General features: G+C 40.9%; 18 protein-coding genes. 12 read left to right on the top strand and 6 right to left on the bottom strand.

The window, feature by feature from the left end:
- Both CHA01nite_RS18395 and CHA01nite_RS18390 read right to left on the bottom strand, forming a co-directional pair.
- On the bottom strand, positions 1-319 hold a 319-nt coding region (locus tag CHA01nite_RS18395; protein WP_146944086.1), incomplete at its 3' end, for a helix-turn-helix domain-containing protein.
- A 222-nt stretch (positions 320-541) separates the two neighbouring features.
- Positions 542-1,165 (bottom strand): hypothetical protein, encoded by a 624-nt coding sequence (locus CHA01nite_RS18390; RefSeq protein WP_146944084.1) that lies wholly within the window; start codon positions 1,163-1,165, stop codon positions 542-544.
- 603 nt (positions 1,166-1,768) lie between these two features.
- Between CHA01nite_RS18390 and CHA01nite_RS18385 the strand changes: the two genes are divergently transcribed.
- The 4 genes from CHA01nite_RS18385 (at position 1,769) to CHA01nite_RS18370 (ending at position 4,052) form a co-directional block, all read left to right on the top strand.
- Positions 1,769-2,476 carry a DUF6261 family protein gene (locus tag CHA01nite_RS18385; RefSeq protein WP_146944082.1) on the top strand — a complete coding sequence of 236 codons (708 nt, stop codon included), beginning with the start codon at positions 1,769-1,771 and terminating at the stop codon, positions 2,474-2,476.
- Positions 2,477-2,640: 164 nt separating this feature from the next.
- Positions 2,641-2,991, top strand: coding sequence for a hypothetical protein (locus tag CHA01nite_RS18380; RefSeq protein ID WP_146944080.1), 351 nt, complete (start codon positions 2,641-2,643; stop codon positions 2,989-2,991).
- Positions 2,966-3,268, top strand: coding sequence for a type II toxin-antitoxin system RelE/ParE family toxin (locus CHA01nite_RS18375; RefSeq protein WP_146944078.1), 303 nt, complete (start codon positions 2,966-2,968; stop codon positions 3,266-3,268). Before CHA01nite_RS18380 ends, CHA01nite_RS18375 begins: the two co-directional genes overlap by 26 nt.
- Positions 3,269-3,293: 25 nt before the next feature.
- Positions 3,294-4,052, top strand: a complete 759-nt coding sequence (locus CHA01nite_RS18370) for a Rossmann-fold NAD(P)-binding domain-containing protein (protein WP_146944076.1) — start codon at positions 3,294-3,296, stop codon at positions 4,050-4,052.
- 38 nt (positions 4,053-4,090) lie between these two features.
- On the opposite strand, the gene CHA01nite_RS18365 is transcribed toward CHA01nite_RS18370, so the two are convergent.
- The gene (locus tag CHA01nite_RS18365; protein ID WP_146944074.1) at positions 4,091-4,873 is read right to left on the bottom strand and encodes an EcsC family protein; all 783 of its coding nucleotides are present in this window, start codon (positions 4,871-4,873) and stop codon (positions 4,091-4,093) included.
- Between the two features lie 234 nt (positions 4,874-5,107).
- Between CHA01nite_RS18365 and CHA01nite_RS18360 the strand changes: the two genes are divergently transcribed.
- Together CHA01nite_RS18360 and CHA01nite_RS18355 are read left to right on the top strand one after the other, a co-directional pair.
- Positions 5,108-5,563: an Hsp20/alpha crystallin family protein gene (locus CHA01nite_RS18360; protein WP_146944072.1), complete on the top strand. Its 456-nt coding sequence runs from the start codon at positions 5,108-5,110 to the stop codon at positions 5,561-5,563.
- A 132-nt stretch (positions 5,564-5,695) separates the two neighbouring features.
- Positions 5,696-6,847 carry a cation:proton antiporter domain-containing protein gene (locus CHA01nite_RS18355; protein ID WP_228458453.1) on the top strand — a complete coding sequence of 384 codons (1,152 nt, stop codon included), beginning with the start codon at positions 5,696-5,698 and terminating at the stop codon, positions 6,845-6,847.
- Positions 6,848-7,132: 285 nt separating this feature from the next.
- Here the strand turns inward: CHA01nite_RS18355 and CHA01nite_RS18350 are convergent, their stop codons facing one another.
- A complete protein-coding gene (locus CHA01nite_RS18350) occupies positions 7,133-7,633 on the bottom strand; it encodes a hypothetical protein (RefSeq protein WP_146944070.1) in 501 nt (166 codons plus the stop codon).
- Between the two features lie 146 nt (positions 7,634-7,779).
- On the opposite strand from CHA01nite_RS18350, the gene CHA01nite_RS18345 reads away from it, so the two are divergent.
- From CHA01nite_RS18345 to CHA01nite_RS18335, 3 genes are all read left to right on the top strand, one after another.
- Entirely contained in the window at positions 7,780-8,385 is a 606-nt protein-coding gene (locus CHA01nite_RS18345; RefSeq protein WP_146944068.1) for a TonB-dependent receptor plug domain-containing protein, read from the top strand.
- A gap of 105 nt (positions 8,386-8,490) precedes the next feature.
- Positions 8,491-9,210, top strand: a complete 720-nt coding sequence (locus CHA01nite_RS18340; RefSeq protein ID WP_170234771.1) for a TonB-dependent receptor plug domain-containing protein — start codon at positions 8,491-8,493, stop codon at positions 9,208-9,210.
- A 7-nt stretch (positions 9,211-9,217) separates the two neighbouring features.
- A complete protein-coding gene (locus tag CHA01nite_RS18335) occupies positions 9,218-9,673 on the top strand; it encodes a hypothetical protein (protein ID WP_146944064.1) in 456 nt (151 codons plus the stop codon).
- A 55-nt stretch (positions 9,674-9,728) separates the two neighbouring features.
- Here the strand turns inward: CHA01nite_RS18335 and tpx are convergent, their stop codons facing one another.
- A complete protein-coding gene (gene tpx / locus CHA01nite_RS18330) occupies positions 9,729-10,217 on the bottom strand; it encodes a thiol peroxidase (RefSeq protein WP_146944094.1) in 489 nt (162 codons plus the stop codon).
- 238 nt (positions 10,218-10,455) lie between these two features.
- Here tpx and CHA01nite_RS18325 point away from each other — a divergent pair, with 238 nt between their 5' ends.
- Entirely contained in the window at positions 10,456-12,084 is a 1,629-nt protein-coding gene (locus CHA01nite_RS18325; protein WP_146944062.1) for an NADP-dependent glyceraldehyde-3-phosphate dehydrogenase, read from the top strand.
- Between the two features lie 428 nt (positions 12,085-12,512).
- Here the strand turns inward: CHA01nite_RS18325 and CHA01nite_RS18320 are convergent, their stop codons facing one another.
- Positions 12,513-13,343 (bottom strand): alpha/beta fold hydrolase, encoded by an 831-nt coding sequence (locus tag CHA01nite_RS18320; RefSeq protein ID WP_146944060.1) that lies wholly within the window; start codon positions 13,341-13,343, stop codon positions 12,513-12,515.
- Between the two features lie 399 nt (positions 13,344-13,742).
- On the opposite strand from CHA01nite_RS18320, the gene CHA01nite_RS18315 reads away from it, so the two are divergent.
- The gene (locus CHA01nite_RS18315) at positions 13,743-14,249 is read left to right on the top strand and encodes an RNA polymerase sigma factor (RefSeq protein ID WP_146944058.1); all 507 of its coding nucleotides are present in this window, start codon (positions 13,743-13,745) and stop codon (positions 14,247-14,249) included.
- Positions 14,250-14,260: 11 nt separating this feature from the next.
- Entirely contained in the window at positions 14,261-14,854 is a 594-nt protein-coding gene (locus tag CHA01nite_RS18310) for a hypothetical protein (protein WP_146944056.1), read from the top strand.
- Positions 14,855-14,866: the final 12 nt, after the last annotated feature.

The raw sequence follows: 14,866 nt of genomic DNA, 5'->3' as shown, positions 1-14,866 counted from the left end.
CAACCATTTTGTCTAATGGATTAAAATTGCAGTTAGAATTGATCGCATTTAATGTTGAGGTATCATTGCTTGTAAAAGTGTTTGATATAACATTAATCGCCTGCTCCTCATCAAAATTCTGAAAAGCCTCTACAGGAATTTTTAAAACTTCAGAAATCTTTTGCAGCAATGCTTCTTCTACCACTTCTTTCTGTTCCAAAATTGAGATCTTCTTCTGGTTCCACTCTTCCCCCAGATCAAAAGCCAATGCCTCTTGTTTGATGCCCAGCATCTCCCTGAATCTTTTGACGTTGCGTCCCTGATGTACTTTTTGTTCCATGACCGGTGTTTTTATTGTTAGTAAAGGGTAAATTTAGAAAATATTAGGGGATTGGGCAAGGGAAGAAATGTTACATAATACTTATTGCAATTACAAACTTGTGAGCTCGTGGGGAGGAATTTATTTAAAGTTAGATATGAAAAATTGCTTATTTATATTTAAAATGTTTATTTCCAAATTAGTGTGAGCATTTTACTTTAACTTAGACATATAAAATAAATCTTATTTATTCTTTCCAAATCTTTTTTTGAATTCTTTATAATCAAATGTGTATAAGTAATTATAATTTCTATGACAACCACAAGTAGTAAGATTTCCACCGTGTCTTTTCAAAATAGGAATGTGATTTAATCCATTTTCCTTTAATGATTTTTCAATAGCTTGAAAGGCATAATCTCCAACACTCATTTGACTACCACCAACCAAATTAATTAGCAGTTTGGGTATATCAACACCTATGGAATGTAAAAATTTATTTAATTTAATTTCTTTTTCGGGAGATTTTATAAGAAACATTATTTGTGAATCTAATTTTTTGCTAGTAAGGTAATCGTTTTTAAATTCTTCACTTGAATTATAAAATTTTTGTGACATTAATGTATTTTCTTTCCAATACCATGGATTAGATTTTGTTATTTGAATTAATTTAATGGACGGGGACATTAGCATATCTAAATTAAATCTAAATAGGATTGGTCCGTATTTATTAGCTCGTTTGTATCTAGTATGTAAATCTTCTCCATCTAAGAACACGTAATCCCACACATTATATTTTTTATCTTCTTCATCAGATTTTTGAGGAGTTTGGTATAAACTATTTTGTTCTACATAATATCTTGATAGCATTGCACGATTTTCAATGAAAGTCAAGATGTAGATAATGTGTTAGCGTGATATAAAAATGTGATTTTTTTTTCTTTTAAAATTTGATAAATTTCTTTTGCAGAAAAATTATACTCATCCATTATAATTAGTTTTCGTAAAATTACGGTTGATAGTTCAATCCAGTTCAATTAAATTTAACAGAAGATGTGACCTTAATTCTAATCATTTAAATACTATTATTTTTGAAATTCTTTATTGTTTTTAGATTTTAATTTCTTATCTCCTAATACTTTATGTTATTTATTCTAAAAATATTTGACAATCTACAAAACTACTTTAAAACTGTTTTCAGTATTTCTACGTAATTTTAAAATCCCCTTAAAACAAATTTCTTGCATCTGTATTTTAATTCAAACAGCGTTGTTAGTAATCTCTTACAACTGTATTTTAACTAAAACATCCTTGTTTATAAGGAAATACATTTTACATTATTGTAAACAGGCTTATTTGTAATAAAATATAAATGCATTTTATTCCCCGCAGAATGTTTTAAAGTAAATGCAGAATTATTTATATTTGCTTGATTCATTAATCCTTTTTTAACAAAAAAAACACACTTCAAGTATGAAAATTTCATTAGTGAGATTGAGCACCAAAGATCTCGCAACTTTGGCTCAGAGAATTATTTCAAATGCACAATCAGGGAAATATCCTGTAGTTACCAACCATCCTCTTATTGCTGCTTTACAGAATTCTTATGCGGAATATGATAAAGTCTATACCAAACCAGGTTACAGCGGAAAAGGGAAGGATGTGGCAACGGCCGATCATGAAAGGGATGTTGCCTATTCCAATCTTAAAGCTTTCCTGAACGGATATCGGAAACTACCCTCCGCAGCGAATCATCAGGCGGCAGAGGATCTGTATACGGTTTTTAAAAATTTCGGATTGGATCTCGACCGTTTAAGCTATTCTTCGCAGACGGCGCAGATGAGAAAGTTAATCGGAGAACTGGAAACTGCCGAAAATGCACAGAGAATGATGTTGCTGTCCCTTACTGCTGCCTTTGCCGAAATGAAAGCGAAGCATGAAAATTTTGAATTGGTATTTGCGGAGCAGGCAGAAGCCAACGCCGATCTCCGGCAGATGACCAGCGCGACAGCCATCCGCAAAGATCTTGAGAAAAACCTTAAATCTTACATCAACTTACTGACAGCTATGAAAGATGTTACGGGATGGGAGCTGGTGTATAATGATACCAACGAACTGGTAAAAGCCGCAAAAAATTCGGTGGTTAACAGAAGCAATGAAAAAAGATCAGCCATCAAATAAGTAATATAAAACCCGGTAAATTACCGGGTTTTATATTACGTTTATAAATGATAATACAATTCATACAACTAAATTAAATAGTGGATAATTTAAATTTTTTATAAATATAAGTCTCATTAAATGACTACATTTGTATAAAATAATGATACAAAAAACATAAAATTATGATAGCTGAAATAGAAAAATTTATTGAGATTCAGAATAACATTGATGAAATCCTGAAAAATTCACCTTTCAAGATGTCTTATATTATTGAGAAATCGGGGATCAAAAAGCCGACGTTTTTCAAGAAGCTGAAAGAAAAGAGGTTTACGCCGGAAGAACTGTTGGTGATCTCAAAAACCATAGAAGTAAAGCAATGGCGCAATGAAACGAAAGAGGAAATCCTGGAATCATTAAGGAAGGGCGAAGAAGATATTAAGGCAGGCAGAACCATTCCTCACGAAGTTTGGGAAGCTGAAAGAAACGAAAGAATGAAAAGGTACAGGGATGAGGCAGATCGAAATATTAGCTAGTGCTGATCTTGATCTTAAGAACATAGAAGAATACCTCCTCAGAAAATGGTCATTAAATGGGCTATCGGATTTTTATGAAAAATACGACCGGGCACTGGAAATTATATCTTCTGACCATGTTGTATTATCACAATATGAGGACACCGAATTCCGAAAATATATTTTGACCCGCCACAATACCATTGTATACAAAATTGAGGGTGACATCATTTATATTGTGCGTGTTCTTCAGAATTATCAGGATCCGGAAGAGAATTACAAATCTTTACAACCATAACATTCAAATACAAGCTAAAAATAATATGAAAAAACTGGGAATCATCGGCTGTGGCTGGTTGGGCAACCATATCGCCGAACATCTGTCGGACCGGTATGAAATTTTTGCAACAACCACAACGGAAGCCAAACTGGATGGTCTGAAATCAAAAGGATATCAGGCTTTTTTGGTGAAATTTCCGGATGAACCGAATGCGGAAATAGAGCAGTGGGAGACGGCTTCCGGTCTGGATGCGATCATCATTGCCGTTCCTTTTTCGGGATTGCGGGGAGCCAAAATTCCGATGACGGGAAAAAGACATAACCTGCTGCGGTTTATCGGCGATTTTGAAGGCCAGCTTTTTTATACGAGTTCAACGGGTATTTATCCGGATTCCGAAAAAGAATATACGGAGGAAGATCAGCCCGCAGAACAAGTGGAAAGTGAAAGCTTCATCCTTGAAAAATTCCCGCAGGCCAATATCCTGAGACTGGGCGGACTGATGGGCGGCGACAGGCTGCTGAAAAATTACAATATTTCCAACCTGGACCAGCTGGTGAACCACATCCATTATACAGACATCTGTTCGGTAATTGAAAAGATGCTGGACAGGCATTCGGAGTCGAAAGTATACAATGTCGTTGCTCCCGTTCATCCCAACAAGGAAGAAGTCATCAATGCCCAGAAAGGCCTGCCGTATTCCGGAACGCGAGCCGATACAGGAAGGATCATCTCCCCGGAAAAGCTGATCTCCGGACTGGACTTTCAGTTTCAGTATCCCGATCCGCGCTATTTTCACCGGTAAAACTTTGTCAAAGCTAAAAGTCTTTGACAAAGTTATTTTTACAGCATGTCTTCATAAGCCGTTCTCACGGTTTCTTCACCATAAATCTTTTCCAGCTTTCTGACGATAAAATGACCTTTTGCCATATCCTGAAAGTGGTCGATAAATAAAGTATTGACAATTGCTCCGCCAGCCGCCCCGATAGCAGGCACCGCCTGAGCGGTGACTTTTTCGGAGACCTGTATGCTGAAGCGGGCGGCCACTTTTGAGATGAGTTTGACGATCATCGATGCGCCTTCGTCGGCAAGGGTTTTAGAAGTAAACTGTTTAGCTGCTTCGGTCATGGTCTGGGCGAGGGCGATCCGGGTAGCGAAATATCCGCTTTCGCTGGCATCATCGGCTTCGCTTTTTCCGCCGAGGGCAAATACTTCGAGACAGGCCAGCTTAACGTCGGGATCCTTCACCGATTCTCCCTGGCTGCGCGCGATATCGATAACGGAACGCAGCATAATGGTGGTGGAAACCGGAAGCTCAACGGCAAGTGCCGGAAGCCCGAAAAATCCGCCGACCGCTCCGGAAGCCGCGACCCCGATTTTATGCCACCAGTTGGAAGGTTGTGTGTTGGGAATGTCCTTCACGGTGAAAATAGCAGCGTCAGCAGCTTTTATCAAGGCGGCTTCCGTAATCGTTCCTATTTTTTCATGTATATTTTTAGGAAGAAATTTCAGGGTCTTTTCCAAAGGCTGACCGATCGCATTGGTAATTTTGGCAACGATTCCCGGGTTTTCCAGGATTTCCATGGCCTGGCGCAGTTCTTCAAGATGATGTTCAGATAATTCCATTATTATAAAGTCGTTAGTTGGTTAACAGGGTTGCATTTGTTTATCAATGAAAGTATATCAAAAATAGGGACAATCAGTAAAAGGGCTTTTCAAAATCTGACAAATTTAACTTTCGGAAATGACAATTTTTCGCTTCAAGTGACAAGATTTCAGCCGTATAGCCCTGGCATAACCTTTGAAAATATGGAAGTGTGTTCATTAAAATTAATGTTTAACCTTAAAAATTCGTTTGTTATGTCAATCGTAAAAAGAAACAACGGCAGCTTTTTGCCTGCCAACCCACGTGCACTGTTCGATGACTTTTTCAGCCGCGAACTTTTTAATTGGGGCAACACCAATTTTTCTTCCACATTAACGACTGTTCCTTCGGTGAACATCCGGGAAAATGATGAAAATTTCGAAGTTGAAGTAGCGGCACCGGGAATGGAAAAAGAGGATTTCAGGATCACCCTGGACAACAACCTGCTTACCATTTCGTCATCCAGAAAAAATGAAACCGAAGAATCCAGGTCCAATTACACGCGGCGGGAATTCAGCTACCAGTCGTTCCAGCGCAGCTTCGAGCTTGCCAAAGACGTGGTGGATGAAGAACACATCGAGGCCCGGTACGACAACGGGGTTCTGAAACTGATGATTCCCAAGACGGAAAAAGCCAGGAAACAGGCACCGAGACTGATCGAGATTCAGTAATTCAAGACAAACTTACAGCAATTGGTTTTCCTCAGGAAAACCAATTGTCATTACCGGTCATTGGTAAATCATCCAAAATCCAATCCACTATTTCTGTCAATTTTTTAATGTAGATTTAAATAACAGTGCGTTATGAATACGTTGCTTTTATCGGTTTGCATTCTGTGCCTGGTTACTACAGGACTTATTTTTCTGCTTAAAAAGCTGAAGCAGCCTTATCTTATTGCCTACATCGCCGCCGGAATTCTGCTCGGGCCTTATGTCCTGAAAGTATTTACCGGAATCCATGAAATTGAAGTGATCGGGGAGATGGGGATTCTCCTGCTGATGTTTTTCCTGGGGATGGAAATCAATATTCCGAATCACCACAGCCTTATCGTTAAACCGCTGGTAGCGCAGGGGATCAAGATCCTGCTCAGTCTCGGCTTTGCCTTTCTGATCGGGCACTTCATCGGTCTGGATTTCAGGAGCACGATCCTGATTGCCATTCTGTTTACCTTCAACAGCACCGCGGTCGTCAGCGAATTCCTCAAAAAGCACGGAACGCTTCATACCGGTTTCGGGATTACGCTGCTTAATATCCTGATCGTTCAGGACCTGCTGCTGGCGCCGGCGCTTACCCTGCTGAAAGCCTGGAGCGGGGAACAGGCGGATCTGCGGAATCTCGTGCTGCCGGTGCTTTTCAGTATGGCCGTATTTTTCCTGTTTAAAAAAATAAGGAATGTCCAGGAAATCAGATTGCCGCGGCTGTTCCGGAATATTGAAGACGACCATGACCTGCAGGTGTTTACAGGACTGCTTATCTGTCTCGGATTCGGTCTGCTGGCGGAACTGATCGGTTTAAGCAGTGCGCTGGGAAGTTTTATTGCCGGCGTGATGGTCGGAAGATTGAAAATGCTGAACTGGCTCGAGCATGCTTTGATTCCTTTCAAAGTATTTTTTATCACGCTCTTTTTCGTATCGGTCGGGTTGAGGCTGGATCTGGAATATGTGTATGAGCATTATGAGATCATCCTGTTAGGGACTTTTTTCGTGCTGATCAGCAACAGCCTGATGTCGGCCCTGGTTTTCAGGGTGCTGAAATACAACTGGAAAGAGAGCTGGTACGGCGGTGCCCTGCTTTCGCAGACCGGGGAATTCGGGATCCTGGCTTTATCTATAGCTTATAAAACGGGGATCATTCCGTATGACCTTTACAAAGCAGGCCTGTGCATTACCTGCCTTTCCCTGCTGCTTTCAACGGTTTGGATTACGGTTTGCACGAGGATGGATCGCATACATTAACACAAAGTCTAATGATCATTGCGCACATTTTAAAGGCATCAAAGTAAAATCGCAAAGCCGCCGATGAAGCGGATGGATCAGACGGACACTTTCATCAGATCATCCTTCTGATCAATTCTTTGATTACTTGTAAGATGTAGCAGTAAAAGGAAACTCCGAGTCAAAAGCGAATTAATTATTTCAAAATTTTTAGACCGGATTGATTTCTGAGTGATTGATCGAATAAACGTGATAAAATATAAACAGACTTCCGGCACCCGGTTTTTCTCCTCAAGCCTTTTAAGATTACCGGTTGACCAGAATCTTTTCAAGCCCTTCGATAATTTCCTTTTCTATGGCATCTTCATCCAGGGTAGCCAGGGTGTAAAAATCCGGTTTCAGAGCCGCGGTTCCCGTCCCATTCTGGAAAATGGTATCCAGATGGATACCGATTCTTTTTAAATTTTTATCTGCTACGAACATCACGTGCGGAAATTTATCGTTTGCGTAAAAATTAGACTCCACATTTCTGGAAATCTGCAGTTTGATGTGGGGCTGCGCAAGGATTCCCGTTCCGTATGCCGTTTCTTCAGCGATGGAGATCCTGCTGCCGAATTTATTTTCCCTCAGCATGCTCCGGAACTCCTGCATTTTCGGATCGATAAAGTTTTTGCACAGCATCCTGAACCCTTCCAGAAAAACCTCTTCCTCACTCTTTTTCTTAGCCAGGCGGTGCTGCAGTTTCTCTTCTTCGGTTTTTAAATTATAAAATAAATTATTCAGGCGGTCAATGCTTTCTTCTTTCATGCTGCTTTAAAAGTTCACAGGATTGTTTTGATTTCCGAAAGATCGGGAATTTTTTCAGACCGGAAAATATCTGGATTTAAAAATATATCAGTTTCTTTCCAACCTTTTTGGAAAATAATGCATCTTTATCAATAAAAGCAATATTTATGAAAATCACAATACCGACACCCTGTCATGAAAACTGGGAAACCATGACGCCGCATGAACAGGGAAGATTCTGTTCCGTATGCTCCAAAACCGTAAGGGATTTTACCGATGCTTCCGATGACGAAATGATCCGTGCTATTTCAGATCCTTCTGAAAAGATCTGCGGTAATTTCAGGGAATCGCAGCTGAACAGGGATCTGGGATATTCCTACGTCAATTCATTGTTTGCCAGGTTTGCCGTGGGGTTTATTGTAACGGCTTCAGGGCTGGTTCCGTTTCATGCGCAGGAACATTGCAGTTCGAAAAGTGATACGCTGAAAGAAGCGAGTCTAAAAGGCAAACCTGCTCCTAAACTGATCAGGAATGATACGGCTTCAACAAAACATCTGATCCTGGGTGGAATCCGTCGTGAAAGCATTGATAAATACCGTAGCCCTTTATATGTGATTAACGGAAAACCCGGAACTGAGACGGATTTCAAAGCGCTCGATCCTGAATCCATAAGGAAAATCAACGTCCTGAAAGGTGCTTATGCTACAGGCCGGTATGGTAGAAAAGCCTTTAACGGCGCCATTGAGGTTACCACAAAACAGAAAAGGAAGTAGCCAGCAAGGTCTGATGATTCAATACAATATTTATCCGCATTCTCCATTCAGCAAGAGGAAGGAATGATCAAAGATCCAGGATTGAAGATCTTTAAAACTAAACTTATGAAAATCACCATACCAACACCCTGTTATGAAAACTGGGAAGCCATGCCGCCGGATGAACAGGGAAGATTCTGTTCCGTATGTGCCGAAACCGTGAGGGATTTTACCGATGCATCTGACGATGAAATGATCCATGCCTTTTCAGATCCTTCTGAAAATATCTGCGGTAATTTCAGGGAATCCCGGCTGAACCGGGATCTGCAGTACTCCTACGTAAATTCCCTCTTTACAAGATTTGCGGCCGGTTTTATGTTAACGGCCGGAGGTTTTGTTTCTTTGCGGGCGCAACAGGCAGCAGATACGCTGAGACCGGGAAAGATCGAGGAGGTGGTCCTGACAGGATTTTATACAAAAAAAGTTAATTCTATGGTAACAGGCGGAGGGACTTTGATCCGTGAAGATCAGTTAGCGACTTCTCAAAAGGAGAAAGAAGCGGTTTTAACCTTGCGGGGTAACGTTGGAAAACCTGCCTTAAAAGACCATTCGGAAAAGCAGCTGCGGATAGGAGGGGCCCATGCTTCTTTAAGGGAAGATCAAAAACCGCTGACTGTTTTGGATGGCCAGGTAATTACCCTGGAAGAACTGCAGAAAACGGATCCTGAATCCATAGAAACCATAAATATCCTAAAAGACGAGGAGGCGACTTCCTTATATGGCTCAAAAGGAATCAACGGAGTTATTTTGGTAACCACGAAAAAGAAAAAAACAAAAAGAAATTAGGATTATCTTGAAAAAATATACCGCCAGTCATCAACGGAAACAATTTGTGATGTTCGATGAACACCGGAATGAAGTCGGAAGAATCGTTGATGCCAGCAAAATCTTTAGCTTGAGGCACTATATCATTTACAATGCACGGAGCTACGATATCAGGAATGTAGGATTTATGAAGAATGACGTAGAGCTGTTCAACGCCAGAGGGGTTATTTATTTTACCGACTTGGCGAAGGAACGGATCATCAAATCCGGTGAAAAGGTAAGGATCTATAATTTTGCTCTAAGGAAAACAAATCAGCTGTATGAAAAAGGCAGGCTTCTTATTGAGATCAGAGAAGAGAAAAAATGGTTCAAAGATCCCGTTTTTCATATAGAAGCAGATGAATCCACTCATGATTTACTGGTCCTGACCTTTCTCTATTATTCTACGAAAGAATTTAATGGAATCGGCGGAGACGGCGATTGAACTTAAACGTAAAAAAGACCGTCTGTAAACGGTCTTTGTATAATGTGTAAATGCTTTATTTTTTTAAGGCACCGATGGCCGCTTCATAATTCGGTTCGTGGGAAATATCCGCTACCTGTTCTTCATAAATGATTTTCCCTGAAGGATCAATAACCACAACCGCTCTGCTCAACAGGCCTTTCATGGCAGAATCCGTCAGTTCAACCCCATACTTTTTCCCGAAATCCGAACGGAAATCGGAGAGCATCACCACGTTTTTGATCCCTTCGGCCCCGCAGAATCTTTTCTGGGCAAACGGCAGGTCTTTGGAGATGCAAAGCACAACCGTATTCGGAAGATTGGCGGCATCTTCATTGAAATGGCGTACGGAAGCCGAGCAAACTCCGGTGTCGACGCTCGGGAAAATATTCAGGATCAGGTATTTTCCTTTATAGGAATCCAGCGTCTGGTCTTTCATGGCTACATCCGTAAGAGTAAACACAGGGGCCTGTTTATTTAACGGTGGTAATTTAGCGTACGTATGAACCGGTTTGCCGCCGGCCATTACGGTATTGGCAGTCTTTGAATTCTGGGCAAAAACAAATGCCGAAAGGAATAAGAGAACGCCGAGAGCGAATTTTGAATACATAAAATTATTTTTAAGCAAAATTATCGTTTTTCCGGTTCCGTGGTGTTAAACTTTTTTTAAATAGAACAAATCTATGACCGTGCTCTTTTTAAAGTCAGAATTTAGGATTACCTTTAATATTCAAATCCAATCAGACTATTAAAAGTAAGAAATTATGAATTCAGAAAACAACCATTCCTTTCACGAAATATTCAAATCCGAGAACGATATTCCCGAAGAATACAAAGTTCCCGAAATCCACCAGCGCGAGTATCTTCTCAACGGTGAGCTGGTAGCATGGAACGGTAATATTACCGAAATCTACTCGCCGGTCTGCATCCGTACGGAAAACGGACTGGAAAGAAAGTTGCTGGGAAGTATTCCGGATATCGGGCCTGACGAAGCGATGAAGGTGCTTGATGCCTGTGTAAAAGCCTATGACAACGGGCTGGGAGCATGGCCGACGATGTCCGTAGAGGGAAGGATCAGGTGCATGCAGAAGTTTGTCTATCTGATGATTAAAGAACGGGATCTTATTATCAGGCTGCTGATGTGGGAAATCGGAAAAACCCTGGCCGATTCTACCAAAGAATTTGACAGGACCGTAGATTACATCAACCAGACCATTGATGCTTTAAAAGATCTTGACCGGGAGTCATCCCGTTTCCAGGAGGCGGAAGGGACGATTGCCCAGATCAGAAGGGCGCCGCTTGGCGTCGTGCTCAGCATGGGGCCTTTCAATTATCCGCTGAACGAAATCTTTACGACATTGATCCCGGCACTGATTATGGGAAATACCATCCTGTTTAAACTTCCGAAACATGGCGTTCTGGCACATTATCCTTTACTGAAAGCATTTAAAGAGGCCTTTCCTGCCGGAACGGTCAATACTCTGTATGGCAAAGGCTCTGAGATTATCACCCCGGTTATGGAAAGCGGGAAAGTGAATGTCCTGGCATTTATCGGTTCGAGCAAAGTAGCCAACGGACTGAAAAAACTGCATCCTAAAGTGAACCGGTTGAGGGCCATCCTAAGCTTGGATGCAAAAAATGCGGCTATCGTGACCAAACATGCCAATCTTGACGTAGCGGTGAGCGAATGTATTTTAGGCGCCCTTTCTTTTAACGGGCAACGGTGTACGGCACTGAAGCTGATTTTCGTTCAGAAGGACGTGGCCGAAGAATTTACCCAAAAGCTGACGGCCGCAGTCTCTGCCCTGAAGCCCGGACTTCCATGGGAAAAGGATGTGAAAATCACCCCGCTTCCGGAAATGAATAAACCTTCCTATCTTAAAGAATGTATTGATGATGCCGTGGCCAAAGGAGGAAAAGTACTGAATGAGCACGGGGGATTTACTGAAGAATCTTTTGTTTTTCCGGCAGTTGTTTATCCGGTAAACAGTGAGATGAAACTTTACCATGAAGAACAGTTCGGCCCGGTAATTCCGGTGGTGCCGTTTGAAAGTATCGAAGAACCGATCGATTACCAGGTGCACGCTTCCCATGGAATGCAGGTGAGCATTTTCAGTGAAGACGCGATGGAAGTCTCAAAACTGATCGATCCGTTTGTGAATCTGGTAAGCCGGGTGAACATCAACTGCCAGGCCCAGCGTGGTCCGGACGTTTTCCCTTTTACCGGAAGAAAAGACAGTGCGGAAGGAACGCTTTCCGTTTTTGATGCGCTCCGGTCATTCTCTATAAGATCCCTGGTCGCTGCCAAAATCACGGATTCCAATAAGAACCTGCTGAATACTATTGTCAGGGACCATGATTCCAATTTCCTGAGTACGGATTATATTTTTTAAAATTGATAAAATTTAAAGAGTACACGGTACAAAAAATCTATACATCCCTACAATTGTTTGGAAAATTTAGCTGCATTAGGGACAAAACTTTTAACACATGAGTCACATGGGATTTAAGATTGAACGTTGTGCATATTTTTAGAACACCTAAGATTAAAAATCAAAGATTTTTATGTTTATAATTTGAACAAACGTAATTATCGGTGGCTGAGCGGTGCCGGAGCCAACGGGATTATATGTGAAAATCTATGTCAGTCTATGGTTAAGTCCAGTCGCACAATCCTTATAGCTATGGCTGTAGATGCCGTATGATCATCTGTAAAAATCTTTATTTTCTTTGGAAATCCTCCAAAAATAAAATCCGCAGCCTTACGAAGGCTGCGGATTTTTGATTAGTAAAATCAAAAAAACATGATGGTTGAAAAATGTTACTTTTCAGTTAAGAATCTGCTGATGATGCTGTTTAATTCATCGGCATGGCTTACATTGAGTCCGTGCGGACCGCCTTCGATGATGAAAAATTCATTATTGGCAATTCCCTGAGCAGCCTGTTTTCCGGCGGTATCAATCGGGACTACGTTGTCTGAATCACCGTGTACAATCAATGTTTTTACAGTCACGTTCGGAAGTTCAGGACGGAAATCGGTATTTGCCCAGCTTTCTGCACATTTAATGGTAGCAATCGGATTGGCGAAAGAAGCGATAGCCCAATCATAATCCAGTTGTTTCTGGCTCACCGGCTTGGAAAGCATTCCATAATTGTAGAAATCTTTATGGAAAGATTCCAGGAACGTAATCCGGTCCGTTTTCAGGGAATTGAGAATTTCAGTCAGTTTTTCCTGTGGAACTCCGTCAGGATTGTCTTCTTTCTGCTTAACAACCGGGATAATTGATGAAATCAAAGCGACTTTATCTACATTTTCCGAACCGTAATTCGTCAGATAACGTACAACTTCCCCGCCTCCCATTGAAAATCCGAAAAGGATGACATTTTTCAGATCCAGTTGGGAAATCAGTTCATGCAGGTCTTTCGTCAGTCCGTCGTAATCATATCCGTCAGCAGTAGGAGAGGATTTTCCGAAGCCTCTTCGGTCATAGGCGATTACACGGTAACCCAAGTTTAACAATACGGGAATCTGCATTTCCCAGGATTTTCCGCTGAGCGGCCATCCGTGAATTAAAACAATAGGCTGTCCTGATCCGAAATCTTCGTAATAAAGCTGGACGTTCTGATCGTCCTGTTTGGTAATGTAAGGCATAATAATATTTTTGGTGTACTCCATGAGTTTCAAATACCGAGCCATAATGTGGTAGTGACGGAAAAATAGATAAAAGTTATTTTTTAAAAATATCCTGTACTGACTTTAACTGCTTCATGGAATTTCTGATGTTATTAAATTTTTAAGATCGGTTAAAATTAAATCTCTTCATTAATCTGCTGAACGCCGGATTTAAAGAACAATTTTTCAGCAGCCGATAAAAATTACCGTTCAGTACTTATCCTGATCGGTTCCGACTGAAATTCTCCGGCATCCGCCACCCTTTTTCAAGCTTTTTATTCCATATTTTCTTTTAATTCATATTTAACTTGATTATTTTTCAGGAAAACATGTAACATTTTTTTCAGCGAGCAACTAACTCTAAAGAGTGTACAAATCATGGCTTCAACAGAACAGGAATTTTTACAGAAGATCGAAAAGCATAAAGGAATCATTTTCAAGATTTCCAAAATGTACATGGACGATAAAGACGACCGTGACGATCTTTTCCAGGAAATCACCTACCAGGTCTGGAAAGCTTATCCTAAATTTAAAGGCGAAAGTGAATTTTCAACCTGGCTGTACCGGATCGCCCTGAATACGGCCATTATTTTCCTGAAAAACGAAAAAAAAAGAAGCTTTATCGGCAATGAAGATTTTACCGCTTATAAAATTATTCAGGATGAACCCGACTACGAAAAGGAAGAAAAGCTGAGCGCCATGTACAAAGCCATTCATCAGCTGAATCCGATCGATAAGGCTTTTATTTTCTATTATCTGGAAGATTTCTCCGGAAAGGAAATCGCCGGACAGATGGGTATTTCTGAAGGAAACGTCCGGGTAAAGATGAACCGTGCCAAAAATAAACTGAAAGAGATCTTACAAAACCATAGGACTAACTTTTAAATCCAATCATCATGAATATAGACGAACTAAAAAATACCTGGAATGAGGACGATTCTTTTGAAGGAACGCCGGAAATCAGCATTGAACAGAAAAGCAAGATCAAGCTTCCGCTGGAGAGGATCCGTAAAAATATGCGGATGGAGCTGTGGTCCACGGTCGGGATTTTCGTTTTTGCATTTGCCTTAATTGCGTTCTGCGAAGGAAATTTTAAATTTAAATTTTACCTGTCGATTCTGATCGGCTCCATGGTTTTTGTCACTTTTTTCTTTTTCAGCCAGTTTTTCAAGCTGTACCGCAATATGAGCGACCCGGCTATGAAAACATTGGACGGGCTAAAGGATCTGCTGCATCAGTTTAACCTGAATAAGCAATATTACCTTTCCTTTTATCTGTCTTTTGTCCCCTTCCTGGTCTGTGAACTGATTATTGTGCTGGAATTTATTCCCCGTCCGGTACCGCTTTCCGATTTCCAGATTGCCTTTATCCTTATCCTGACTCTGGTTATTGCCATGCCTTTGTTGCTGATCATCGGAAAATGGTGGTTCAGGGTTTTCTACGGAAAATACATTCAGCAGATCGAACATTTTGTTCAGCAGTTGGATTGATAATTCCGGCGG

The sequence above is a fragment of the Chryseobacterium hagamense genome, from assembly GCF_007991455.1.
Taxonomy (GTDB): Bacteria; Bacteroidota; Bacteroidia; order Flavobacteriales; family Weeksellaceae; genus Chryseobacterium; species Chryseobacterium hagamense.
The sequence above is the reverse complement of the archived record's forward strand: the minus strand, read 5'-3'. Positions and strand labels throughout refer to the sequence as shown.

Bases quoted from the DNA above. Each gene is read 5' to 3' on its own strand.
- CHA01nite_RS18390 (WP_146944084.1), bottom strand. From the start codon at position 1,165: ATGCTATCAAGATATTATGTAGAACAAAATAGTTTATACCAAACTCCT.
- CHA01nite_RS18385 (WP_146944082.1), top strand. From the start codon at position 1,769: ATGAAAATTTCATTAGTGAGATTGAGCACCAAAGATCTCGCAACTTTG.
- CHA01nite_RS18380 (WP_146944080.1), top strand. From the start codon at position 2,641: ATGATAGCTGAAATAGAAAAATTTATTGAGATTCAGAATAACATTGAT.
- CHA01nite_RS18375 (WP_146944078.1), top strand. From the start codon at position 2,966: ATGAGGCAGATCGAAATATTAGCTAGTGCTGATCTTGATCTTAAGAAC.
- CHA01nite_RS18370 (WP_146944076.1), top strand. From the start codon at position 3,294: ATGAAAAAACTGGGAATCATCGGCTGTGGCTGGTTGGGCAACCATATC.
- CHA01nite_RS18365 (WP_146944074.1), bottom strand. From the start codon at position 4,873: ATGGAATTATCTGAACATCATCTTGAAGAACTGCGCCAGGCCATGGAA.
- CHA01nite_RS18360 (WP_146944072.1), top strand. From the start codon at position 5,108: ATGTCAATCGTAAAAAGAAACAACGGCAGCTTTTTGCCTGCCAACCCA.
- CHA01nite_RS18355 (WP_228458453.1), top strand. From the start codon at position 5,696: ATGAATACGTTGCTTTTATCGGTTTGCATTCTGTGCCTGGTTACTACA.
- CHA01nite_RS18350 (WP_146944070.1), bottom strand. From the start codon at position 7,633: ATGAAAGAAGAAAGCATTGACCGCCTGAATAATTTATTTTATAATTTA.
- CHA01nite_RS18345 (WP_146944068.1), top strand. From the start codon at position 7,780: ATGAAAATCACAATACCGACACCCTGTCATGAAAACTGGGAAACCATG.
- CHA01nite_RS18340 (WP_170234771.1), top strand. From the start codon at position 8,491: ATGAAAATCACCATACCAACACCCTGTTATGAAAACTGGGAAGCCATG.
- tpx (WP_146944094.1), bottom strand. From the start codon at position 10,217: ATGGCCGGCGGCAAACCGGTTCATACGTACGCTAAATTACCACCGTTA.
- CHA01nite_RS18325 (WP_146944062.1), top strand. From the start codon at position 10,456: ATGAATTCAGAAAACAACCATTCCTTTCACGAAATATTCAAATCCGAG.
- CHA01nite_RS18320 (WP_146944060.1), bottom strand. From the start codon at position 13,343: ATGCCTTACATTACCAAACAGGACGATCAGAACGTCCAGCTTTATTAC.
- CHA01nite_RS18315 (WP_146944058.1), top strand. From the start codon at position 13,743: ATGGCTTCAACAGAACAGGAATTTTTACAGAAGATCGAAAAGCATAAA.
- CHA01nite_RS18310 (WP_146944056.1), top strand. From the start codon at position 14,261: ATGAATATAGACGAACTAAAAAATACCTGGAATGAGGACGATTCTTTT.